16 protein-coding genes and 3 pseudogenes are annotated in these 23917 nt (G+C 49.9%); 11 read left to right on the top strand and 8 right to left on the bottom strand.

Annotation, left to right across the window (positions count from 1 at the left end):
- The 6 genes and pseudogenes from GEI7105_RS39900 to GEI7105_RS38455 all read right to left on the bottom strand — a co-directional run.
- A pseudogene (locus GEI7105_RS39900) lies at positions 1-163 on the bottom strand (IS4 family transposase); the annotation flags it as partial.
- Between the two features lie 774 nt (positions 164-937).
- Positions 938-2008, bottom strand: coding sequence for a ribonucleotide-diphosphate reductase subunit beta (locus GEI7105_RS0113090; protein ID WP_026097634.1), 1071 nt, complete (start codon positions 2006-2008; stop codon positions 938-940).
- Positions 2009-2116: 108 nt separating this feature from the next.
- Positions 2117-3481, bottom strand: coding sequence for a ribonucleoside-diphosphate reductase subunit alpha (locus tag GEI7105_RS30365; protein WP_083862379.1), 1365 nt, complete (start codon positions 3479-3481; stop codon positions 2117-2119).
- Between the two features lie 150 nt (positions 3482-3631).
- Complete coding sequence (locus tag GEI7105_RS33460; protein WP_017660908.1) at positions 3632-4204, bottom strand: HNH endonuclease signature motif containing protein; 573 nt, start codon at positions 4202-4204, stop codon at positions 3632-3634.
- Between the two features lie 253 nt (positions 4205-4457).
- Positions 4458-5387 (bottom strand): ribonucleotide reductase barrel domain-containing protein, encoded by a 930-nt coding sequence (locus tag GEI7105_RS0113075; RefSeq protein ID WP_026097633.1) that lies wholly within the window; start codon positions 5385-5387, stop codon positions 4458-4460.
- Between the two features lie 196 nt (positions 5388-5583).
- A complete protein-coding gene (locus GEI7105_RS38455; protein WP_017660907.1) occupies positions 5584-5748 on the bottom strand; it encodes a hypothetical protein in 165 nt (54 codons plus the stop codon).
- Between the two features lie 240 nt (positions 5749-5988).
- Between GEI7105_RS38455 and GEI7105_RS0113065 the strand changes: the two genes are divergently transcribed.
- The 4 genes from GEI7105_RS0113065 to GEI7105_RS0113050 all read left to right on the top strand — a co-directional run bounded on the left by GEI7105_RS0113065 (position 5989) and on the right by GEI7105_RS0113050 (position 10049).
- On the top strand, positions 5989-6993 hold the full coding sequence (locus GEI7105_RS0113065) for a pentapeptide repeat-containing protein (RefSeq protein WP_017660906.1): 1005 nt from the start codon (positions 5989-5991) through the stop codon (positions 6991-6993).
- Between the two features lie 187 nt (positions 6994-7180).
- Entirely contained in the window at positions 7181-7957 is a 777-nt protein-coding gene (locus GEI7105_RS0113060) for a hypothetical protein (protein ID WP_017660905.1), read from the top strand.
- A gap of 57 nt (positions 7958-8014) precedes the next feature.
- The gene (locus tag GEI7105_RS0113055; RefSeq protein WP_017660904.1) at positions 8015-8680 is read left to right on the top strand and encodes a CheR family methyltransferase; all 666 of its coding nucleotides are present in this window, start codon (positions 8015-8017) and stop codon (positions 8678-8680) included.
- A 244-nt stretch (positions 8681-8924) separates the two neighbouring features.
- The gene (locus GEI7105_RS0113050; protein WP_026097632.1) at positions 8925-10049 is read left to right on the top strand and encodes a site-2 protease family protein; all 1125 of its coding nucleotides are present in this window, start codon (positions 8925-8927) and stop codon (positions 10047-10049) included.
- Positions 10050-10181: 132 nt separating this feature from the next.
- Here GEI7105_RS0113050 and GEI7105_RS0113045 read toward each other — a convergent pair whose 3' ends face one another.
- Positions 10182-10916, bottom strand: coding sequence for a 2-phosphosulfolactate phosphatase family protein (locus tag GEI7105_RS0113045; RefSeq protein WP_017660902.1), 735 nt, complete (start codon positions 10914-10916; stop codon positions 10182-10184).
- Between the two features lie 677 nt (positions 10917-11593).
- Between GEI7105_RS0113045 and GEI7105_RS30355 the strand changes: the two genes are divergently transcribed.
- The 6 genes from GEI7105_RS30355 to GEI7105_RS37260 all read left to right on the top strand — a co-directional run bounded on the left by GEI7105_RS30355 (position 11594) and on the right by GEI7105_RS37260 (position 22465).
- Positions 11594-13591, top strand: coding sequence for a GAF domain-containing sensor histidine kinase (locus GEI7105_RS30355; protein ID WP_017660901.1), 1998 nt, complete (start codon positions 11594-11596; stop codon positions 13589-13591).
- Positions 13592-13804: 213 nt separating this feature from the next.
- A complete protein-coding gene (locus tag GEI7105_RS0113035) occupies positions 13805-15487 on the top strand; it encodes an ABC1 kinase family protein (protein ID WP_017660900.1) in 1683 nt (560 codons plus the stop codon).
- 568 nt (positions 15488-16055) lie between these two features.
- Positions 16056-18608, top strand: a complete 2553-nt coding sequence (locus GEI7105_RS0113030) for a TonB-dependent siderophore receptor (protein WP_017660899.1) — start codon at positions 16056-16058, stop codon at positions 18606-18608.
- 9 nt (positions 18609-18617) lie between these two features.
- Positions 18618-19895, top strand: coding sequence for an MFS transporter (locus GEI7105_RS0113025; RefSeq protein WP_017660898.1), 1278 nt, complete (start codon positions 18618-18620; stop codon positions 19893-19895).
- A gap of 359 nt (positions 19896-20254) precedes the next feature.
- A complete protein-coding gene (locus GEI7105_RS0113020; RefSeq protein ID WP_017660897.1) occupies positions 20255-20656 on the top strand; it encodes a hypothetical protein in 402 nt (133 codons plus the stop codon).
- 768 nt (positions 20657-21424) lie between these two features.
- On the top strand, positions 21425-22465 hold the full coding sequence (locus tag GEI7105_RS37260; protein WP_144053791.1) for a hypothetical protein: 1041 nt from the start codon (positions 21425-21427) through the stop codon (positions 22463-22465).
- Between the two features lie 483 nt (positions 22466-22948).
- On the opposite strand, the pseudogene GEI7105_RS39895 reads toward GEI7105_RS37260, so the two are convergent.
- Positions 22949-23191: pseudogene (locus GEI7105_RS39895) on the bottom strand (IS1/IS1595 family N-terminal zinc-binding domain-containing protein); the annotation flags it as partial.
- A gap of 433 nt (positions 23192-23624) precedes the next feature.
- Here GEI7105_RS39895 and GEI7105_RS30350 point away from each other — a divergent pair.
- Positions 23625-23917, top strand: a pseudogene (locus GEI7105_RS30350) (RNA-guided endonuclease TnpB family protein); the annotation flags it as partial.

Below are 23917 nucleotides of genomic sequence, written 5' to 3'. Positions count from 1 at the left end.
TTCGGTGGCCTAGATAGGGTAGCCAGTGACTTAGGCAGGCACTTCCCGATTGCAAGATGGCGGCTACCACTTCCGAGACTCCTCGTAAATGTCGTTGGTCTTTGGGCTTAACCCATTGACTTAGCTGGTCTTCAAGTTGACGATAGAGATGAGGGGTCATGATGCTGATGTGCTAGTTGAGGAACTCGAACATCGCATCTGACCCCTCTTTTTGTCTACCCCCTTTTTCTCAAATCCACTCCCTCTCTCACTTTCAGGAGTTTTCTGCACCACCAAGGTGGTGATGCCCACGTAGCCTGTGAGGATGACTGCCAGGACAGTTAAGGTCGATCGCACCATTAATCCTCTTTGACTCTTACTCGATCGGGTCATAGTTTAGGGGTAAAATTGATGTCGTATATTAATAATCTGGAATTTTATCGCTGATATATTTACGTTGTTTCACATTTTTTATAGATTAACTCCTTGATTTTTTGCATTTTTTATGTTAAATTGTTTCGAGATTTAATGAATGCACAATAATAATTTATCTAATTTTTTTAGAGTCGTCAAGCTTTAAAAAATATTCACTAAAATTCAAGAAAATTAATTAATTTTAACTAATATTTAATATTTTTAAACAAACCAAACATCTTAGGGGGAGAAACGGCAGGAAAGCGATCGAACTCCGTATCGTCAACGACGACAATTTTCAGAGCGATCGCCCGACGGAAATTTTATCGAAGGAGTACGAACGCACCGATCGCAACAAATCCAGAGAATCTCTACCAGATTCCTAGTATATTGGAGATGCTGGGGAGCTTGTACTATCTCTTCGCTTTGAGTTCGGCCTAAAATTGATAGTAGAGCGATTGAAAAATGTGAGGCTGCTAACTGCATAAAAAAAGAGTTGAGAATAAAGTTCCCAACTCCTTCCTTAACCCTAAAAAACTCAAATTTAAATCTCGTCCCAACCCCCGACGCCAGACGACATCACATAACTGGTGACTTGCGCTTCAAAGAAGTTCGCCTTCGTATGTCCTTCCGCTTTCGTATCTGAAAACCGTTCCAAATGCGTGTAGGGACTCTTCAGATAGCGAGGTTCAGTATAAAGCGGTTTTAAACCGATCGCACGCAGGCGCATATTCGCCAAATACTTCGTGTACTGTTCCGTGCTGGTTTCCGTAATTCCCAAAATGTTGTTACCGACAATGTGGTTCGTCCACTTGCACTCGTGTTTCACCGCCGTATCGAACATCTCGTAAATCATGTCCTTCGAGTGGGGAAACACTTCCATCGCTTCGGGAAGCAGTTTTTGGAACAAGCGCACGTGCGACAGTTCGTCGCGGTTGATCATTTTGAAAATGTCCGCACTTCCGGGCATTAACATCCGAGAAGCCAGATTGTAGAAGAAGATGAAGCCATTGTAAAAATACAAGCTCTCGAGGAGATAGTCCGCCATCAGCGAACCGAAATAGTTTTCCAGCGTCGGATCGTCCACATAACGCTGGTACTGTTTGGCAATGAACTCACAGCGATCGTGAAGCACTTTATCGGTGCGCCAAAAGTCGTAAACTGCCGAACGGCGATCGCTCGGAACGATCGTCTCGATCATGTATTGATAACTTTGGTTGTGCAGTGCCTCTTGGCTGATTTGTTCGGCCATGCACATCGACACTTCCGGGGCGGTGATGCTGACTTTCAACTGAGGCAAATTCACTGTCTGCACGGAGTCGAGAAACGTCAGATAACTCAACACCCCATCAAACGCCCGTCGTTCGTCCGGCGTCAAGTTCACGTAGTCCGTTACGTCTTGGGTAATGTCGAGTTTCTCGCTAATCCAGAAGTTTTCGCGCATTTGACGGTACAACCCCACCGCCCAGTCGTAGCGCACGTCATTTAACTGCATCAGGTTGGTGGTGTCGCCAAACCATATCGTGCGGTGGTTAGGATCGTCGTTTCCCTCGGGGTTGAAAATGGGGTTGACGGGCATTCGCCCGAGTTGGGAAGTTGCTTCGGAAATAGTCATGTTTGATTTCAGAAATCAGTGGTTACAAACAAACACCGACAAAGGAACAGACGCGCGAGGTGCGCGTCTAGAGGTTCGCTTTGCTGAGTGTGGAGACAACGCTAAACGCTAGTTCGCACAAGCGATGCAAGCGTCGCCAGATTCTTTGAAGTTGTCTTTTTGGACGGTGCGGATGTAGTAGATGGCTTTACACCCAAGTTCCCATGCTAAAACCAAGGTCTCGTAAATGTCCTTGGCTTTAATGGAGCGATCGGGTTCGTCGGGGAAGTAGACCCCAGCGTTGAGGTTGAAAATCAACTCCATAGAAATTCCGGTATCGATCCATTGCTGCATGGTCGCCACCGCACGGACGATCTGTTTTTGGTCGATGGATTTGTTTTCTGGGTAGTACCAGAAATAGTCCTTAATATGAGGTGGCGCGATGGGAACGGTTCCTTTAGCCCATTTGTCGTAGAAGAAGCGACTGTAAGCCGGAAGGATGCTGGCGGTACAGCCTTGAACCAGGGAAGAGGAGGTGTTGGGGGCGATCGCCGTAATGTGAGAGTTGCGAATCCCGTGCTGTTGGATCTCCTCAGACAGTTCTACCCAACGTTGAGGTTCTCGGGCGTTTTCTTCAAACCAGGACAGGGGTTTGGCACCGATGAGATGTCCTTTACTCCACTCGCTCCCCGCAAAGGCGGCGTAAGCCCCCCGTTCTCGGGCTAAGTCCACCGAGGCGCGGGTGCAATAGTAACCGATATCCTCGAACAAGTTGCTGATTTTTTCCACCTCGTTGTAAGACAGGCGGCGTAGGGCCAGCCAGTCCGCCAATCCCATCGCCCCGACGCCGATGGTACGATATTTGGCGTTGTGGGTTTCGCTGGCCTCGAAGGGAGTATGAGTCAACTCGATGGTGTTGTCGAGGATGCGGACGGCCACTTCGCAAATTTCGGGAAGTTCGCCGTCTTCAATGTTGGCCAGGTTGAGAGAATCCAGATTACAGGTATGGGCCTCTTGTCCCGGTTTCACGTTCGACCAGGATTCTTGACAGAGGTTTCCGCCGGGAATGTAACCTTCGTGTTGGTTGGGGTTGGCGCGGTTGGCGGTGTCTTTAAACCACAGGTAGGGCATCCCAGTTTCGACCTGGGTTCGCATGACGTGCTTGAACAACTCCCGCGCGTTGAGTTGTTTGTAAAGTGTCAACTTTTTATCGAGGCTGGCTTCGATTGTACGATAGGCGTCCTCGAAGGCTTCACCCCACAATTGGGCTAGTTCGATCCCCAGTTTTTCGCGGACTTCGTAGGGGTCTACGAGAGTCCAGGTTTCGGCGTTGACAACTCGCCGCATGAATTCGTCGCTGATGACGAATTGGGGAAAGATGTCATAAGCTTTGCGCCTTTGATCGCCATTTTCGGTTTGACATTCGAGGAATTCGGGAATGTCCAGATGCCAAACATCTAAGCTGACGGTAACTGCACCAGCACGTCGTCCCATTAACGTTCAGTTAGAGTCGCTACGTCTAACCCGCCTTTTGAGGCTGCTATCTGTCACCAAATAGATCGGACTATATCTTAATCCTAAAGTTAACTTTTTAACTTAGGATTCTCCCTGTTTCCACTGTCAATCGCTTACAGTGTACGAAGTTTAACTTCTAGTCTCTGAACCTTCAGAGTAATGATGGTATAAATGCTTCCAGCTTTTGCCAGCTTTGATTGCGGAAATATTGCTATGGTTAACGTTGTACTTTTTGGCAATAACACCAACTGCTACACCATTTTTCAACATTTCGTATATCGTCAGGACATCATCCTCATCTAATTTAGCGCTGGAATTCCCACTTCCGATCTGCCTTTGAGATATTTTAGGCGAAATGCCATTCCACAAGCCATTTTCGATAGCGTGCCTTTGGTTCTCTACGTTTGTTACCCATTCCAAGTTGGTATGGGAGTTATTTAGCTTGTTGCCATCTTTATGGTTGACTTGGGGTTTTCCGTCTGGATTTTCTACAAATAGCTCTGCAACGAGTCGGTGAATCCGATAGGACTTCTTATGTTGCAGGCAAACTTGAAGATATCCTTTTGAGTTCGGATAGGCTTGAATGGGTTTGCGCGTTCGTATTCGGATAATCTCTCCTTTGCAGTTTATGGCATGAATGGGCGAACTTGAAATTACAACAAAACCTGGAGGTAGTTTTTTTCTTGTACGTCTAAAATACAAGTTTTTACCTTTCGTTTTGTGGTGGAATAATCCCGATTTAACGCCTCTGCCATTTCCCGAGTGGAGAGCCTTTGATAATTGTCAATCAAAAACTGGACTTCATCGGGTTGCCATCTTTTACCCATCATTACTCCGCTTGGCTGCTGGTTGTCTCATGTTGTGCGCTGATTCTATTGTTTCACGATAGTGCTACATACCACTTACGCGATTGACATGAGAGTTTCCAGCAATTAAGGGAGTGTTGCACAATGACTTACGCCATTGAGGGGCAGAAAAATTTACCCTGGTTCACGGCGATCGCAGTATCGTTCAGGAGTTTGATCCAAGGAATGACGCCGCCGGAGGCGTTGGGTTTGTTCATCACCCAGCTTCCTGTGGCGCGGATGCGGCTGACGTTGACGCCGACGCCTCCGCCGTTTTTGGAGATTCTCGCGGTGTCGGTAATGGTCTCGAAAATGCTTTCGAGGTTGTCGTCCATCGCGGCGATAAAGCAGGACGACAGAGACCCCCGAGGAACTCGCAGGTTGGCGAGGATGGGAGTGGCGAGGGAGATTTTACGGGAGGCGATCGCTTCGTAAAACCGCTTGGCCCATTTGAGGCGCTTTTCGGGGACTTCGGGAGAGGCCAGCAGTAGGGCGCAGGTCAGCAACGCCTCTTGAGGGAGTTCGTTGGGAAGCAGGTAACGCTTGGTCAGCAGGACTGCACCGGCGTAGTCGTAATCCATGTCCCAGTCGGCGTTTATCCAAGACCCGGCTTCTTGCAGCTCGTCGAGCGTATAGGTCAGAATACGAGAGTCGTATTCGCCGGCTTGGACTTTGGTAAAGACGGTTTGGGCGTAGTCCCCGTATTGGTAGCCGCGACTGACGAGGGCGTCTTTCCACAGACTCCAGATGTGGAGTCGTCCGGCGACGTAACGCCAGTCGGGTTCGGCTGGGGAACACATCTCTAAGGCGCAGTTGATGAGGTTGTCTTGAATCTCCCGCGTGGTGACTCCGGTTCTCAGCCGTGTGGTCAATCCTGCTTCGAGGGTGATGGGGTTCGCGTCTAACCCCTGACAGGCCCAACTGACCACCTTACGAATTTTCGTGACGTCTAACGGTGCAGGGGAACCGTCGCGGCGCACGACTGTTATTTTCGCCGCGTCTGCGGGAACGATGGTGTTGAGTTCTAGGGTTGAGTGCATAGAGGTGCAGCTATTCTCGGACTGAAGAACAGTGTACGACACTTTTTTGGCTGGCGCTATTGGTAGTGTGAACTTTGAAGGCAAAGCATATATATGTCCATATTTAGTGCTAAGATTCTGTAAGAAGTTTGACGGGATGTTATCTCGTTTTATGCTAGATTTTTGGCAACGATTGCATTGATTAAAAAAACAATATTTAAAGCGATCGCAAAAACGAGCTAGCGAGGGCGTCGATCGCCAGACACCGGCGTCGATCTCTCGAAGCTTCTAGGGGCTGAGCGGTTTTAGAGGGGGCGTTCGAGCCGAAAAATCTCGAACAACTGACGCGCGATCGCCCGGTAATCGAGCGAAATAACCTCAAACGAATATCACGTTTTTTAACAAGTTTATCGATCGAACCTAATTTTTTTTATAATGATTAAAAAGCGAATGAAATAATATTCCGTGAAATTGCGATCGCGTCGAGTTCGACGGACGAAAAATTACTGAAAATTAAATCAATAAATCGAAATCAAAAATCCGTATTTTTACGGATTTTCAAACAGCGAAGATCGCACATGGAAGCGCTAAACCAACGACCCAGACACCAGAGGATTTTGGGATGGATAGCAGTGAAATTTTACGTCGATACCTATCGGGCGAACGGGATTTTCGGGGGACGAACCTCACCGCAGCAAATCTTATCGGTGCGACGTTGGTGCGATCGAACTTTTCTGGATCGAATCTCAGCGATGCGTCGATCGCCCGCGCCCATCTCGAACGGTGTTTTCTCATCGAAGCCAAATTAAACGGTGCGTTCTTGTACGGTACGAATTTAAGTTTTGCCAAACTTCTCAGCAGTTGCTTAATCGAGGCCGATCTCACGAAATCTAACTTACAAGGCGCTCAACTGGCTAAAGCCGACTTACGGGGGGCGAAGCTCAGCGGGGCAAGTCTGCGGTGGGTGAGTCTGTATCGCGCCAATCTTCCCGGCGTGAACCTGTGTGGGGCGAACCTCAACGGGATTAACTTGCGCTCTGCCAACCTCGAAGGGGCGAACCTCAACTGGACGAACCTCAACGGGGCGCGGCTGAGCGGGGCGAACCTCAAAGGCGCTCGACTCAACGGCGTCAAGCTTCAAGGCGCATGGATGAACGGGTTAAAACTCGGTGACATCGACTTGAGCGGGATGGAGTTGAACGAGGTTAAACTCAGCGGGGCGAAACTCCACGGGGCGGATTTTACCGGGAGTAATTTGACGAGATCGCAACTGCGCTGTTGCGATCTCGGCGATGCCAATTTCCAAAAAGCCAACCTGCAACAAAGCAATTTGCGCGGCGGAGAGTTAATTCACGCCAATTTGATGAAAACCGACTTGCGCGAGGCCGATTTACGGAATGCCAATCTCAGTCATACGAATCTCAACTTAGCCTTGCTGACGGGAGCGGATTTGACGGGGGCGGACTTGCGCGGGGCGTACCTGTGGGGAGCCGATCTAGATGGGGCGTGTCTGCGGGGTGCGGATTTGCGCGGGGCAAGCTTGCGGGGTGCGGCAGTTATCGGCGCAGATTTGCAAGATGCAATTCTCGATGGCGCGACGATGCCGGACGGTTCGGTACGCAGTTGAATCTTTTTCAGTCACCAGTCACCAGTCACCAGTCACCAGTGGGGAGATGATGAGATAAGGAGAAACTGCTACCTGTCCTAACTCTTCCCTCTTCCCTCTTCACTGAAAAAGCTCCCCTTGTCCCCAAACTGAAATAATGTGCCACAATCGAGCGAGAGGGTTTCGGGGGAGGTGCAACGTGACTGCTATGACCGATCGCGATCGCCAACAGTTTGCCGAACGCAAGATCGATCAGTTTGCGCGATCGAAAATGTCGGGGATGTGGCCGAAACTCAATAAAGCCACGTTAATCGAACAACTGCGATCGCGCGTTCGCAATCCCCTCTGCATCGACCAAGGCAAACAGCCTTTTTGCGGTCCGGCCTCTATAACCTTCGCACTAGCCCAAAAAAACCCCGTGCGCTACGTGCAAATCTGTCGTAATATTTATCAGCTCGGGGGATTTTACGGAACCACGAAATGGATTACCGCCTCTGACTCCTTGCAACATCAAGGGGGAGAGCTGAATATGCCCCAACTCGACTGGATGGTTCAGGCGACGCTGCGGGAAGCGGAAAACCGGATTTTTCCCGTGCGGGCTGAAGCACCGGAACTGCTGCGAAATCTCAGCGGGATGACGAAACCCTGGGAAATGAAGGGATGGACGCAACAAGTTCTGCAATACGCGAACGTCGAGTCTTATCCGGCTTATTTGGGAGGCGATGTCGAAGCTTTAGAAAATGCCGATCGCGCGATCGCTGCTGGAGGAGTCGCCTTCGCCCTCGTCAACGCCGATGGATTGCTGCTCGAAAAAACTCCCCCGATTTCGTATCCGAGCCATTGGATCGTATTGTTAGGCAACTTCAAACGGGACGGCGATCGCTTCGGTTTCGACGCGTACTCTTGGGCCCGCAAACAGTCTGTGATTTGCGAGCTGTCTTCGCTCAAAAAATACCTGTGGGATGTAGTCGTCGGTCGTCCGTAACTCTGTCCTCGCGTTTCCCGTTTGGCATCGCCGTCGGGCTGTTCGATCGCGCTGTTTATGGACAACATTCCCACCGAAACTTCGTTTTTTAGAGATTTTCAAGTCTTTGAAGCCCTGCGACAATCGATATTTCCCGAACTGTTGCGGCGACATCGTCTCGATCGCACACTCAACCTGTGGTGCGCGGCCTGTTCGAGCGGTCAAGAAGCCTACAGTCTCGCGATTTTACTGCGAGATTACTTTCCCCTTCTCGCGAACGAGTGGAACCTCACGATCCTCGCCAGCGACGTATCCGAAGCGATGCTGGCTAAAGCGCGATCGGGAACCTACACCGATTTAGAAGTCCGCCGCCGCCTCCCCCCGAAGTTCTTGCGTCGCTACTTTCAAAAACAGGGTTCCCAGTGGAGCGTGTCCGACGACATTCGCCTGATGGTACAGTTTCGGCAAATCGACCTCCTCAAACCCCTCCCTTCCTTACCGGAGATGGATGTGATTTTACTGCGGAACGTACTGATTTACTTCGATCGCGCCATTCAAGCAGAAATTCTCGACAAAATGCACCGGGTTCTCGCCCCCGACGGGTATCTCCTCCTCGGCGCGACGGAAACCCCCCTGCGCTGCGATACTGTCTTCAAACCCGTCTCTGTCGATCGAACGGTTTTGTTTCAACTCCGTCCCCCGGACGATGCGGACGGCGGGCGATCGCGCCATACTGGAAACTAACGTTAACGGTTGTAACGGTTTGTGTGGCTTCTCTCATTTTCGATGCGTTTATAGCGCAGAGAGTGGAGTAACCCGAACTGCGATCGGCGGAAAACCCCATCAAAAAACGGGCGATCTCTTTTTTACAAAACGTTACAATTTTAATAGTTCGAGCGACTCGGTTCGTCAGTCCCGATTTTTGCAACGGTTTGAGTTCGACGGTTCGAGCCGCTCTCGCACAGCACTCAAAGGAGGCGCTATTTCTATGAATGGCTCGTTTCGCGTCGGAACCCTGTTTGGGATTCCCTTTTATGTCAACGCCTCGTGGTTTCTCGTCCTCGGACTCGTGACCCTCAGCTACGGCGGCGGACTCTCAGCACAGTTTCCACAACTCGGAACCGTCCTTCCGTGGGTTTTAGGATTCGTGGCGGCATTGTTGCTGTTCGCGTCGGTTCTGGCTCACGAACTCGGACACAGCTTCGTGGCGAAAAGCCAAGGCATCGATGTCAAATCAATTACCCTGTTCCTGTTCGGCGGACTGGCCAGTTTGGGACGCGAATCGGAAACCCCAGCCGAGTCGTTTTGGGTGGCGATCGCGGGGCCGCTGGTCAGCTTGTTGCTGTTCGGTTTGTTTAGCGGCATCGTCGCGACTACGTCGCTATCCGGACCGCTGGCGGCTATCTTAAGCCTGTTGGCTTCGATCAACCTGATTCTGGCACTGTTTAACTTGATCCCCGGTTTGCCCCTCGACGGCGGAAACATCCTCAAAGCTGCCGTGTGGAAAGTCACGGGTAATCCGTACAAAGGCGTCGTCTTTGCCAGTCGCGTCGGACAAGTTATCGGTTGGTTGGCGATCGCCTCGGGTGTTCTTCCCCTGTTCTTTAGCGGCGGTGGATTTGGATTCTGGAACGTCTTGATCGGATGGTTCCTGCTGCAAAACGCCGGACGCTCGGCACAGTCGGCACAAATCCAACAAAAACTCTCGAATTTGACCGCTGGCGATGCGGTAACGGAAGACAGTCCCGTAGTCCCCGATACGCTATCGCTGCGCGAGTTCGCCAACGAGTACGTCATCGGCCGCCGCAACTGGCGTAAGTATTTGGTGACGGACGAAGCGGGTCAACTCGTCGGTTCGATCGCCGTGGACGACCTCCGACAAATTGCGACCTCTGATTGGCCGAAGGTGAGCGTTGCGGAACTGACGCAACCGATCGCCCAACAAACCATCGAGAGCGATCGCCCCTTGTTAGAAGTGGTTACGCTCCTCGAAAGCCAGAAAATTACCGAACTTCCGGTGGTCGGTCAAAACGGAACGGTTTTAGGTCTGTTGGAGAAAAACTCGATTATCCGCCTGCTTCAGAAACAGGAAGCACAGACGAAAGCCGCGTAACTCGCGTGAGGAGATGAGGAGACAGTCGAAACAGCCCTCATTTCCTCATTAGATCGCCAGATCCCCGGCATCTTCAAGATGCTGGGGATCTTTTTTGGCGACTGGCGACTGGTGACTGGTGACTGGTGACTGTTAACTGCTCACCAAGACGCCTTTGTCTTTCTGAATCGGTAAAACGTCGAGGATGTCTTCTTTGGCGCAGTATTCGAGATCGGCGTCGTTTCCAAGTCGGAGAAGCCGTTGGCCGTGACTGGCGATTTTCATCAGCGACACGAGGCGATCGCGCCATTGTTGGTATAGGGCTAAGGCCGCCACGGTTTCGTCGTTTCCGGCTAAGTCTTCGAGGCTGAAGTCCGTGCGATCGAGCAAACTCGCGACGATCGCCCCCGCGCAGACAGTATCTTCTAACGAAAAACTCCCTTGCCAACCCGAACCCACTAAATAGACCGTGTCCGGGGCGCGATCGCACAGAAAATTCACCACGGCTTGACGGTTGACCAAAGCTGCCGTCACCAGTAGCGGCGCGTTTTCGACTCGTTGTAAGGCGCGAGTTCCGTTCGTGGTACTCAAGAACAGGCGAGCGTCTCGCACGCGATCGGCATCGTATTCGAGGGGAGAGTTGCCGAAATCGCAACCTTCGACCTTTGCGCCACCGCGTTCTCCGGCTCGTAGGCGCTTGTCTTCGGGCCAGTTTTCGCTGGCGGCCATCAACTTATCGATATCGCTAAACGCTTGGACGGCTTCAGCGCCGGACGCTAAAACTGTGGCGATCGTTGTCGTCGCCCGCAAAACGTCGATCGCGACCGCACAAGTGGGAATCGGATCGGTCGGTGTTAGTTCGGGAGTGTGATAACAAAAAACTTTCACGAGCAGCTCGATCGCTTAGCTGGACAAATTTGATGTTAACAGTATCTGTTCCCTTCGCGATCGCTTTGAGACGTTGCGAATCCCACACCCGCTAGGTCGGACGCCCTCTCGGAAGGCCGGTTCGCATCTATACTTTTTCGCTATTTTTTATGCACATAAATGTTTTTTTGTCAATAGGCTGTCTGGGCGATCGATCTCGGATATTGAGAAATAATATCAAGAAAGAATATAATATTGAGATACGATCGAAGATAGATTGAGTAAATCCGAATAAATTGGTCTTCTAGTCCTCCAATTTGTCTGTTATATCGTTTTTTCGTCATTTTTCTGGACTGCGACAGATGTGTATGGAGGTGAAGAAAGTCTCTCGACACGAGAATTTGTCGGGTTTTGTCCTCTTTGGAAACCGCAGGCGTTCGGGATAGTAATGTTAAGTTAAAAGAAATATTAAGATTCAAAATTTTCCACAGAATTACGGAATCGCTTCGAGGGGCGTTCGAGCTAGGCTAGAGACAGCTAGAAGCGGCCCCGTCCACTTTCGCCACTTCTGCTCGGGCGCTCCCAGCATCCATCCTTGCCGTGCGGTTTCTCAAACCAATATGATTATGGCCCGACTTCCCAATCGCTCGTCCCTTTCGTGGCAGCCGCTTCGCCCCGAATCGCCGCCAATTGCCACAATGTCTTCAGCAACGCCTCTAGAAGATCGCGTCGCCTGTTTGGGTCTCGAGATAGCGCGTCTGGCTCGTCGCAGCGGTGACGGCGATAGGATGTTAACTCGCGTGGCGGCGGCGATCGCGACGGCGTTCGAGGCAGATGGATGCGTCGTGGTGCTTCCCCCTCACATCCACGTTCCGACTGGGGAAAGCTACTGGTTCCCCGAAGATTTGGCTAACGTTCTCGACCCCTCGCAGCAACTGCGATTGTGGGCGAGTTCGCCCCTCGATCGCCTGACGGCCGACGCTCCACCTCTGGCCGTCGATCGCCTACAGAGCCTCGACGGGCGAGATCGGGAGATTTGGAAACGACTCGGCGCGCGATCGCTGTTGAGCGTCGCCACGAGCTGTCAAGGGGAACTCAACGGGGCGATCGCCCTGTGGCGAACCTGTCCCGTTCCCTGGAGCGAAGCGGCCAACACGGCATTGATGGAAGTCTCGGAGTTCGTTTCTCTGGCCGTCGATCGGTGCGTGCGCTCCCAAACCGCCGAGCGTCTGCGCGAACAGAATCGCATCGCCTGTCAAAAAACCCGATTGGTCGATCGACTCACTCAAGCGATCCGTATTTCTACGGACTTGCCGCCGCTCCTCGAAGCGGCCATCTCGACGCTGACCCACACCCTGGAAGTGCGTCAAGCCATGGCCGTCCTGCTGACTTACACCGAACCGCAACTTCACGGTCTCAATCGTCATCTAACGTCTCGAGGGTCGGGGGTGCCTCGCGCCAAAGCTAGCGTCGCCTGTCATTGGCTAGCCGACTGGGGCGAATGGAACGGGAGCGGGTCGCCCAAACTGTCGAGTCCGCCCCAATCGTTTTGGCTTTCAGAGTGTGCGTGGTGTCGAGAGGCGTTTAACCACGCTCCCCGGCCGTTGGCGTTGCGCGACGGCCGAGCGTCCTCTGACGGTCGAACCGTGGCCTTCGACGTCAAACGCTTTCCCGCCATCGCGATCGTTCCCTTAGTCAGTCCCCAGTCCTCGAACTCTCAAAGCGGAACCGTGCTGGGATTCCTCGTCCTACAACACGATCGCCCCCGAGCCTGGAACGACGACGATCTCGAACTGGCGCAGTTTGTGGGAACGCAACTGAGCAACGCGATCCTTAACAGCCAGACGTTACAACAGGTGCGGAACTTGGTAAGCGATCGCACCTCGCAACTGCAAAGAAGCCTCGACGTGCAAGCGAAGCTGTACGAACAAACTCGCCGTCAAATCGAACAACTGCGTCGCCTCAACCGTCAAAAAGACGAATTTCTCAGCACCGTCCATCACGAACTGCGAACGCCGCTGACGAAGATGATTTTGGCGGTGCAGATGTTACGTAGCGAACAACTTCCCCCCGCCCGTCAAGCTCAATATCTCGAGCTGCTCGAACAGCAGTGTCACCAGGAAAAACAACTGGTACAGGATTTGTTGAAGCTGCAAGAACTCGAAACTGAAACGCCGAACTTCCAACTGCAACATATCTACTTACAACCGCTGTTGCAGGAACTGGCGAAAGACTTCGAGACGCGGTGGGCTTCTAAAAATGTGACCTTGAGCTTAGAGTTACCGGCGAGCGGTTTGTATCTCCAAAGCGACACAGACGCACTGCGGCGGGTGTTGGACGAGTTGTTAACCAACGCCGGGAAATACGCCCTCTGCGACACGCAAGTCGTCTGTCGCGTCAGCCACGAGGCGAGCGGTCGCAATTCCGGAGAGATCCGGTTTTCGCTGTCCAACGTGGGGTTGGCGATCGCGCCTGAAGATTTACCTCACGTTTTCGAGAAGTTCCGTCGCGGACGTGGCGTGACCGAGCAGGCGATCGCCGGAACGGGATTGGGACTGGCGTTAGTCGATAATTTGGTCAAACTGTTGCAGGGGACGATCGAGATTTCCAGTACGTCCCTCGACGATCGCGACGGGAACCTCACCTGTGTCACCGTGGCGTTACCCCAGGCGATCGATCTCTCGGAAGTCTGTTGAAACCGCCGTCAAATCCGAGTCTGAAAACGGCGATCGTCGCGCGATCGCCGTTTCCCCCTCGGGCGATCCGACCTCAAGTTGTCAGACCCTTTACCGCCTTAAGCTAAAGTACTTAACATAGGCGTTTTGCGACCTCGACTGAGGTGCGATCGCCTGAAAACCTGCTGAAATTTCACGTCCTCTCCCCGCCAAACAGACCCAGCATCGACCTCTATGTTAGTTAAGGCCGCTCCCAAACCGTTACGCTGGCAACGGACTAAAAACTCTCTCGTCGCCCGTCAGATCGAAATTTTCTCCGCTACGGCGAAACTATTTTTTTTTCTGGGCTGGGATCGGCTGCGGGGAAAAGACGACCCCGAACACCGCCAGCGTCGGGCAGATTGGCTCGTTAACACCTTACTCGATCTCGGACCGACGTTTATTAAAATCGGTCAGGCGTTTTCGACGCGGGGCGACTTGCTGCCCCTCGAATATATTCGGGCGCTGTCGCGACTGCAAGATAAAGTTCCCGAATTCAGTGCAGACGAAGCCGTCAGCCTCATCGAATTGGAGCTGAAACATTCGGTTTACGGACTGTTTCGGGATTTCGAGCGCCGTCCGATCGCCGCCGCGAGTTTGGGACAAGTTCACCGGGCGCGGTTGCATACCGGCGAAGACGTGGTGGTGAAGGTGCAACGTCCCGGTTTGGAGAAACTGTTTAATTTAGATTTCCAAGTTATCTATCAGTTGGTTCTGTTTTTCGAGCGGACGTTTCACTGGACTCGGAAATACGATCTCGAGTCGATCTATCAAGAGTTTCGCACGTTAATTTATCAAGAAATCGATTACGTTCACGAAGGACAAAACGCCGAACGGTTTCGCGAAAACTTTATCGAATCTTCCAATATTTTAGTCCCGAGAGTCTATTGGCGTTACACCACGTCGAGAGTTTTAACCCTCGAATATTTGCCGGGAATTAAAATTAACGACAAAGCAACGTTAGAAGCTTCGGGAATCGACGTCAAACAGCTCAATACGTTGGGGATTGGCTGTTATCTCAAACAGCTTTTGGTCGATGGTTTTTTCCATACCGATCCGCATCCAGGGAACATGGCAGTCACCCCCGAAGGACATATCATCTTTTACGATTTCGGGATGATGTCTGAAATTAATTCCCTGAACAAAGCGGAAATGACGCGATCGTTTTTTGCGGTATTGCGAAAAGATACGGACGAAGTTCTCGAAACCCTGGTCTCGATGGGACTCGTGGAAGACACGTCAGATATGACCCCAGTGCGAAACCTCATTCAATTCGCGCTCGATCGCTTCCGCGATCGCCCGGTGGAATTCCAAGAATTTCGGGAACTCAAACACGAACTATACGCGATGTTCGAGCAGCAACCGTTTCGGCTTCCGGCGCAAATGACCTTTGTATTGAAAGCCTTGGGAACTCTCGACGGAATTGCTCGAACGTTAGACGATCGATATAGTATCATTGCTTGCGCGAAGCCCTTCGTCAAAGAACTCGTGGAAACGCAACAAGGACGCGGGCAAATTTTGGGAGAACTGGCTCGTCAAGCGAAAAGTTTAGTCACGAAACCGTTCGATCGCCCCAGTCGAGCTGAAGTGTTGATTCACCAACTCGAAGAACGCTTAGAACGGGGAGATTTCCAAATTCGCGTCAACTCGCCACAAACGCAAAAGCAACTCCAACGGTTGCAACTGACGCTCAAAACGCTCGTTTACGCTTGTATGACGGGATTTACGTTATTGTCTGGGGCGGTGTTTTTGTCGATTCCCCACAAGGTTCTGGCCTTTTGTTCTTTTGGGGCGGCGGGATTGAGCGTGTTATTTTTCTTGAAAGCGGCGATCGAACTGGCGTTACGAGAGCGGTTCGACAAAATGGCGCAAAAGTAAGCCTTCACCACAGAGACACAGAGGACACAGAGGTTCTGGCTGTGGGGCGAAACACCGCTGTTTGAGTCCTCGACTCCGCTCGGACTCAACGCTGAGCGGAGTCGAAGCGTTGAGATTCGGATTCCGTCACCGACCACACTCTGGCGGAAGACGTTTGGCAAAGTTATTAAAAAAGAGTCTCAAGAATGTGGTTTGAGGGTTCGATTCAATATTTAAGAAAGATTCTTAATAACTGCAATCTTCGTTTCGTCGTCTGTCGTTCGGTTATTCGGGACTTCCCATCGCGGATTTGACGGAATCCGATGGAATGTCCCCTCAAAGCCGAAAGTAGCTCGATCCTAGTTTTAAGTATTGCTTTTTATTCTTATATGTAAATATAGCGATATTTTTGAGGTGACCCGTACCGCTCTCGAGTCGAGGTTTATCCTTGCTCTCAAATGCTGAAGGTGTTTGCGTTCGAGTCCGAACTTTGGGAAAATTGCTCCTACTTATTGCATATAAATCCTAATACCGCCTATAGTAATTGAGATTAATTTCTGTTAATTGTGGAGCGGTAGGATATTCAGACATGACAGACCTATGGTGGAGGAGTGTATGGGCAGCCAGTTTCAGCGTCTCTAGCGCCATCGTCGCTCAGCCGGTTCAGGCTCAGGCAACGCTGACGCAAATCGAGCGAGTCCAGCTCCAAGCCGTCGAAGGCGGCATCGAAATTATTCTCGAAACGCGAGACGGTCGTACCCCGCAACTGGTGACCTCCCGCGACGGCAATACTTGGATTGCAGAGGCGATCGACAGCCAACTGGTAGAAGGTGCCAGTTTCGAGCAGGTCGATCCGGCTCCGGGGATCGAATCCGTGACGGTGCGATCGCAAGAGGCCAACAGCGTTCGCATTACTGTCGTCGGTGGCGAAGTGGCTCCGAGCGTTAACGTCGTCGATGGCGCAGCCGGAACCGTCATCCTGAGCGTTCGCGTCTCGGATACCGCCGATACGACAGAACCTCCAGCGATCGCAGAAGAAGACGAAACCACCCCAAGCGACTCTCCAGACGTTGGCGGCGACGCCTTGCGAATCGTGGTGGTGGGAGAACAGCTCGAAGAAAGCGAGTATTTCGTCCCCGAAGCCAGTACCGCCACGCGTACCGACGCTCGCTTGCTCGACGTTCCCCAGTCGATTCAGGTGGTTCCGCGAGAAGTTATCGAAGACCAACAGGCGATCGACCTCGACGAAGCCGTTCGTAACGTCAGCGGTGTCGTCGCCAACACCGTTGAAGGAAGTGGGTTTCGCTTTTCCATCCGGGGGTTCGACGGGGCCAACGTGTTACGAGATGGCTTTAACTTATCGGCGTCCGATAGTACCCTGCGCGGCGGATTGGCGGTACTTTCAGAAACCGCCAACCTCGAACAAATCGAGATCCTCAGAGGCCCGGCGTCGATCCTTTACGGCGACCTCAACCCTGGCGGCGTCGTTAACCTCGTCACCAAACAGCCGTTAGAAGACCCCTTTTACCAACTCGAACTGCAAGGGGGAACCCGAGGTCTGTTTCGACCGAGTATCGATGTATCGGGGCCGCTGACGACCGACAGAAGCCTCCGCTATCGGCTCAACGCACTCTATCAAACCGATAACGGTTTTCGAGAGTTCGACCAGAACTTCGAGCGGTTTTTCGTGGCTCCCGTTCTCGCCTGGGATATCGGCGATCGCACCGAACTAACCCTAGAACTAGAATATTTAAACGACGAGCGACCTTACGATACGGGAACCCTGGCGTTTGGAGACGGGATTATCGACATTCCCCGCGATCGCATTGCCAACGAACCCAACGACTCCAGAGAACAAGATACCCTCATCCTCGGATATACCTTCAACCACGAGTTTAGCGACAGTTGGGAAATTCGCAACGCACTGCGATACGCGCGTCAGTCTGTAGACGGTCGAGTCGCAAATCCCTTCGCCTTTAACGAAAGTACGGGGATTCTCACCCGTTTAGATGCAGAGGTCGATAACTTTAGAGAAAGCGTCGCCGTACAAACCAACGCCGTCGGCGAGTTCGAGACGGGGCCCGTCGAACACGAACTGCTCGTGGGGTTCGACTTCAGCAGCAACAGCACCGATCGCCTCACTGAAGGTAACTTTAGCGCACCGCTTCCGCTGAATATTTTCGATCCCGTTTACGAAGCCTTTCCCCGAGACAGCTCTCAACTGCTTCCCGTTCTCAACGAATTCGTCCGAACCAATCGCTTCGGCGTTTACCTGCAAGATCGCATTTCCGTGACTGACGAGTTAATGTTGCTGGCGGGGGTACGTTTCGATTCCGTCGAACAAACCCTGACCACTGGCGAGACGTTTCGCGGTCCGGCCAGAGTCCCCGGTAGCCGAGAATCCCGACAAGACGACGCTTGGACGCCGCGTGTGGGGTTAGTGTACCAGCCGATTCCAGAGCTTTCGCTGTACGGGAGTTATTCGCGATCGTTTACGCCGAACTCCGCCACCACTGAAGACGGCGATTTTCTCGAACCCGAAGAAGGGGAAGGGTTTGAAGTTGGGGTGAAAACCGAATTCCTCGACGGACGGATGTTTGTCAACTTGGCGTATTTCAATATCACCAAGGAAAATATCGCCAACCCCGACCCCAACGCACAGACGCTGTTCGACGCTTTTATTGCCACGGGAGAGCAAAACAGCCAAGGATTTGAATTCGACCTCGGCGGAGAAATTTTACCGGGATGGGAAATTATCGCCTCCTATTCTTACATCGATGCCGAAGTTACCGAAGATACAGTGATTTCCACGGGGAACCGATTGATTGGCATTCCCGAACATAGTGCTAGTTTGTGGACGAAATACACGATTCCCAGCGGTGATTTTGAAGGGTTGGGGTTTGGCTTTGGGATTAACTACGTTGGCGAACGAGAAGGGGATCTCAACAACAGTTTTCAGCTCGACGATTATCTGTTGACGAATGCGGCGATCTATTACGAACAGGAAACCTGGAGCGTTGCCGTCAACCTTAAAAACATCTTCGATGTCGAGTATATCCAAGGCACTCCCATTAACCGATTTCGCAATATTGAAGTGGGAGAACCGTTTACCGTTCTGTTTTCACTGTCGTTCGAGTTTTAAAGGTTTTTAATGCACTTGAGACCCCGTCTGAAAAAATTCGGATTGTTGGGGAGTTTGTACCTCTCGCAGTTCGTCCCGTTTTGGTTTCTTTATCAAGCGTTACCGATTTTGCTGCGACAAAAGGGAATGTCATTAGAAGCGATCGGGTTGTTACCGGCGATTCTACTGCCGATTTCGCTGAAGTTTCTATGGTCGCCGTTCATCGATGCCTACGGCTTTACGCGATGGGGACATTACCGATTTTGGATTATCTTTTTTCAACTTTGGGTCGCTGGTGTCACCGTTTTTTGTGGTTTTCTCAGTATCGAAGAAAATTTGCCATTGCTGTTAGTGGGATTGTTACTTATCGCTATCGGGAGTGGCAGTCAAGATATTGCCACAGACGCGCTGGCGGTGAGGTTATTAAATCCTGAAGAACGGGGTGCGGGGAATGCCGTACAGGGAATTGGCGGTGCGATCGGACGGACGATTGGCGGCGGTGGAATGTTGATTTTGCTGAACCGTTGGGGATGGCGATCGAGTTTGTTGTCTTTAGCGGCGATTACGATCGCGGCGTTGGTTCCGCTGTTGTTTTATCGCGAACCTGTAGAACTCAAATCGCGTCGAACTCAGCATAAATTTAGCCTGCATCCTAAATTTTGGCTGCGAAGTGCGATCGCCTACGTCAAAATTTTTATCGAAACCTGTCAGCGTCCGGGGATTAAAAGTTGGCTGGCAATTTTGGCACTGATGACGGCAGGATATAACCTCTCGGCGACGATGTTTCGTCCGTTACTCGTCGATATTGGTTGGTCGTTAGAAGAGATTGGCTGGCTGCTGGGAGTTTTCGGAATGACGATGACCATATTCGGGTCGTTGGTGGCGGGATCTCTAGTGTCGAAAATCGGACGCAAGCGATCGTTTCTCGTGGCGTTGAGTTTAACGACGGTGGGAATTTTGACGCAAGTTTTACCGACGTTGGGTTGGACGCAACCGCCGATTTTGTACGGGATCGTCAGTCTTTCGTTTTTTGCGATGGGAATCACGGGAACCACGACGTTTACTATCATGATGGATAACAGTCGTCGAGATATGGCGGCGACGGACTATACGTTACAAACATCTGTGATTCCTTTGTGCAGCATTTTATCGGCAGCGTTGAGCGGTTCGATCGCGGGTGCGATCGGCTATCGCAGCGTGTTTTTAATGAGTGCTGCCATTTTAATCGGCTGCATTGGTTTTGTTTATCGATCGCTTCATACTTTTGAGAGCGATCGTGTAGGAGTCGGTCGAGAAACGATGGGTTGATACAAAACCTGTTTTTGATTAGCCAAAATTCTCGATTTTTTGGAATGTATCTCAACCATGTAAATCGATCGAAGGTAAGTTTGAGTACTCGATTTAGCTACTACCTCAAACTCATATTTTTACAAAAATGAGATGCACCCTTTTGAGTTTTAATACGAAATCCGAATCTAAAACACTGATTTTACCCAACCGAACAAGCCCCTCTATCCCCCCAACCCCCCTTTCAAAGGGGGGCTAAGGGGGGATGTGGTGAAAACATATTAAAACCTAGCTCATCGACAAAAAATGGAGCATGAATTTTGCATAAATGGCTTGCCTAAAAAATAAAAAAATGATGATGTTTTCAAGGAGAATCTAAAATGGTTGAAATTGACGAAACAAACTATCCTATTGTTTCTGTGAAGTTTACAGAAGTTGCCACGCTCGAAGACACAGAAACCTATCTCGCTTGCTTTACCGATTGGTTGGTTCGAGAAAATCCTTTTGGCTTAATATTATTTCGAGGAAATTCAGAAGAAGTAGAAGACCGCGAAATGGCAAAACAGTCTCATAATTTGGTCGTGCGTTGGGCGAAGGAAAATAAAGCGAACATCGCACGGTATTGTATGGGGCTGGCAGTAGTGAGCGACTTGTCGAAAATGTCGGAAAAACAGCAGAAAATGGCTCCAAAGGCGCTCGGCGTTTTATTTGGTTGTCCCGGTCAAATTTTTGGCAACTCGACCGATGCAGAACGGTGGCTTCAACAACAGTTAAATCGGTAAAAAACGAGTCAATTTGTTGTAGCCATTTGAGAGATTCTCGGCATCAAAGTGAAATGCACCCCTATCGCGCGGCAGGGTAAGCTCATCAAGTCAATAAGGTGTTAAAAAAACGCCTCTTATTGCAAAAAATCTCAATAGCTTTACGGGTACCTCGATTAATTCAAGCTTACTGAGAAAAAGGCTCTGCTGTCGAGAATAGAGAACGAGATTTTAAGGGTTTCAGCCGTTGAGTTTTGAGCTAGAATCAATTTTTCGAGGTTCCCTTACTTCTTATTGAGACTGAAAATTCCATATATAGCGTAGTCAGTTAATCTAAAACTCTATATATGGAATTGTCCGAATTAGATGAGCTTACCCTGTCGCTCCACCCGAATTTGAAGTTGAAGAAGAGGAGAATCTCTAAACTATCAGACTTTAAACTTAATGTTTTTAAAATTATTAGCCTTCGTCGTAAGACTGTATATCTTAAAAAAGAATTAAGTTTTAAGAATAACGGCTCTTCCGACCTTGGTGTGTAGGGTAAATGCTTGTAGCCTGTATCTGGCAAGGGATTTCTCGATTTGAGCTGCCTTTTTATACAGTTTAGCAAAAACTCTTATACTGTAAGGGTTTCAGCGATTTCTTGCATAGTAAGTTCGGAAGAGCCAGAATAACGGGCTTAAAGGATAAATCGCCTCAATTGATTTCTCAAAAACGGCTTGAGTAAACTAATATTTTTAATATGTCCCCAAGAGGAGGAACAGTCTCCCAAACTGTTGATTGACGATCGTGAACAATATTTTCAGCGTTGCTCTCACTCTTCCCATGCTGCTCTCCGATATGATATTCATGACCTTCCCTCTAGAGCAAATTCTAGAATTGCGCGAGGCTTCTCAAGCAGAAGTTATTGAATATTTATCCTCTTCTCCAGTCCAGATAAAGGTTGATTCTATATTTCAATGTAGAACTCGTTACACAAGCATAGAAAATTCAGATATCTCTCCTGGCGATTTCTACTTTCGGGATGGAGAATTTATTCTTTTTAATTTATTCACTTATTCAGAATATACAACGGAAGATGACAATCCCTTAAGTCACTTAAATATACAAGATTTACACCAACGTTTTGGTCCAGAAGTGATTCGATTGAGACTGAGAAGTTCTGGTTTTTGGCCCGTACATCTTGTGTATCCAAGCGCAGGAGTCGCATTAAGAACGACTGGTAATCGAACTATTATGGGCATCAGTATATTTCCTCCCGAGGCTTTAGACGAATATTTACTAATCTACGACGAACCCCTTCCTCATGGATATTATCGACCCAATCCCTTACCGAATACTTTTTCTTTAGATTGGCTCGATAGAACTCTAAAAATGCGTTATGTATCTTTCTCCAATCTGGTCGAGTACTTATCTCCTTCCCCAGAACAAATCCAAACTCAACCTGTGGGCAAATGCTCGTATTATTATACGATTATTCAAAATCCAGATCGACATCCAGGACGTTTTTACTTTCGTAAAAATAATTTTACACTTTTTCGTGTTAGCTTGAAAGACACACCCGAACTAAGTCTATTAAATCCCAAGGATTTGCGACAGCGTTTTGGATTTTATGAATTTAGGTTTCGAGCGAGAGGCTCAGCAGATTTCGTACATTTTGTCTATCCTGATGCTGGCGTCGCCTTTACGACAGATGGAACGACAGTTTATACGATCGATCTATTTCCTGCGATCTCATCCCAGCGTTTCAATCTTTATGATTTTACGACCTTCTTGGAGTACGTTACGATGTATGACGAACCTCTTCCCTCGATCGAGCGCTCTTTTTAGTCATCGATACGGAGATTAAAACGATCGTGGAACGTAAACGCTGGCCCTTTCCTGTAAGTGATGAAGCAAGGGTGCATCTCAAAAATGTAAATCTATACGAGAGAATAAGGATTTCAGCTTCCAATTCTCATGTTTTTGCAAAATTGAGATGCACCCTGCGGCCGACAAACGACCAGAGTTTATCCATTTGGACGATTAATTTTCCCTTTTTTTGGCGTCACCTCAACGCTTCGACTTCGCTCAGCGCCTCGACTGAGCGCTCGCCGAACGTCGTTGATTCCTCGACTCCGCTCGGACTCAACTTTTCGAGGAACTTGCGCCAATTTCTTGTGGCTCTTCCGAACTTACTATGCAAGAAATCGCTGAAACCCTTACAGTATAAGAGTTTTTGCTAAACTGTATAAAAAGGCAGCTCAAATCGAGAAATCCCTTGCCAGATACAGGCTACAAGCATTTACCCTACACACCAAGGTCGGAAGAGCCTTTCTTGTTTACGTAGTCTTGAAGATGTCGCATAGAAATTTTTGTGACCCGAGCAATACCGGATAACGAAATTTTCTCAAGAAGAAGTCGATCGACCAATTCCCAGGTTTCTTCAGAAATATGTTGGTATTGAGATCCCTCAACATACTGACGACCACAATCTTTGCATTTAAATCTCTGCTTTCCATAATAGGTATGGCCATTTTTGACGTGATGTTCACTTCCGCATTGAGGACAAATCATAAATGCAAAACACTATAAGCTCTTTTCATCATTACTGTATAATACCACCGACGAAGGTGGTAATGCTGCATTTTCATGAGGGTGGTGTACCAAAAGCCTGAGATGACAAGGGTTTGACTGTAAAAGCAGCATGACTTTTTATCAAAAAATTTGGGTCTAAAACCCCGCCCCCTTCGACTTGGCTCACTTCGACAAGCTCACTTCGACAAGCTCACTTCGACAAGCTCACTTCGACAAGCTCACTTCGACAAGCTCACTTCGACAAGCTCACTTCGACAAGCTCAGTGCAAGCAGTGCAAGCAGTGCAAGCAGTGCAAGCAGTGCAAGCAGTGCAAGCAGTGCAAGCAGTGCGAGCAGGGCAAGCCTTCTAGGGCGGCTTTTGACAATCCTATTTTTTGTGCTAAAATATTCAGAACAATCAAGTCAAACGACGATGCTTGTTCTCGAGTTCAAAGTCAAAGGTAAACCCCACCAATACGCAGCGATTGACGAAGCGATCCGAACTGCACAGTTCGTTCGCAACAAGGCACTGCGCTATTGGATAGATAACCGAGGTGTTAACAAATACGACCTCAACAAATACTGTCAAGTCCTGGCTCGAGAGTATGGCTTTGCCCGAGAACTCAACAGCACGGCTCGTCAAGCCTCAGCCGAACGCGCTTGGTCGGCAATTTCTCGTTTTTTCGAGAACTGTCGCAAGTCTGTTCCTGGACACAAAGGATATCC

The sequence above is a fragment of the Baaleninema simplex PCC 7105 genome (assembly GCF_000332355.1).
Taxonomy (GTDB): domain Bacteria; phylum Cyanobacteriota; class Cyanobacteriia; order Cyanobacteriales; family Geitlerinemataceae; genus Baaleninema; species Baaleninema simplex.
This window is presented reverse-complemented; position numbering and strand designations above follow the sequence as displayed.

What these genes read in the sequence shown, in the direction of transcription:
- GEI7105_RS0113030 (WP_017660899.1), top strand. Translation starts at nt 16,056, where the DNA reads ATGACAGACCTATGGTGGAGGAGTGTATGGGCAGCCAGTTTCAGCGTC.
- GEI7105_RS0113035 (WP_017660900.1), top strand. Translation starts at nt 13,805, where the DNA reads ATGTTAGTTAAGGCCGCTCCCAAACCGTTACGCTGGCAACGGACTAAA.
- GEI7105_RS0113020 (WP_017660897.1), top strand. Translation starts at nt 20,255, where the DNA reads ATGGTTGAAATTGACGAAACAAACTATCCTATTGTTTCTGTGAAGTTT.
- GEI7105_RS0113060 (WP_017660905.1), top strand. Translation starts at nt 7,181, where the DNA reads ATGACCGATCGCGATCGCCAACAGTTTGCCGAACGCAAGATCGATCAG.
- GEI7105_RS0113065 (WP_017660906.1), top strand. Translation starts at nt 5,989, where the DNA reads ATGGATAGCAGTGAAATTTTACGTCGATACCTATCGGGCGAACGGGAT.
- GEI7105_RS0113050 (WP_026097632.1), top strand. Translation starts at nt 8,925, where the DNA reads ATGAATGGCTCGTTTCGCGTCGGAACCCTGTTTGGGATTCCCTTTTAT.
- GEI7105_RS0113025 (WP_017660898.1), top strand. Translation starts at nt 18,618, where the DNA reads ATGCACTTGAGACCCCGTCTGAAAAAATTCGGATTGTTGGGGAGTTTG.
- GEI7105_RS30365 (WP_083862379.1), bottom strand. Translation starts at nt 3,481, where the DNA reads ATGGGACGACGTGCTGGTGCAGTTACCGTCAGCTTAGATGTTTGGCAT.
- GEI7105_RS0113055 (WP_017660904.1), top strand. Translation starts at nt 8,015, where the DNA reads ATGGACAACATTCCCACCGAAACTTCGTTTTTTAGAGATTTTCAAGTC.
- GEI7105_RS0113090 (WP_026097634.1), bottom strand. Translation starts at nt 2,008, where the DNA reads ATGACTATTTCCGAAGCAACTTCCCAACTCGGGCGAATGCCCGTCAAC.
- GEI7105_RS30355 (WP_017660901.1), top strand. Translation starts at nt 11,594, where the DNA reads ATGTCTTCAGCAACGCCTCTAGAAGATCGCGTCGCCTGTTTGGGTCTC.
- GEI7105_RS0113075 (WP_026097633.1), bottom strand. Translation starts at nt 5,387, where the DNA reads ATGCACTCAACCCTAGAACTCAACACCATCGTTCCCGCAGACGCGGCG.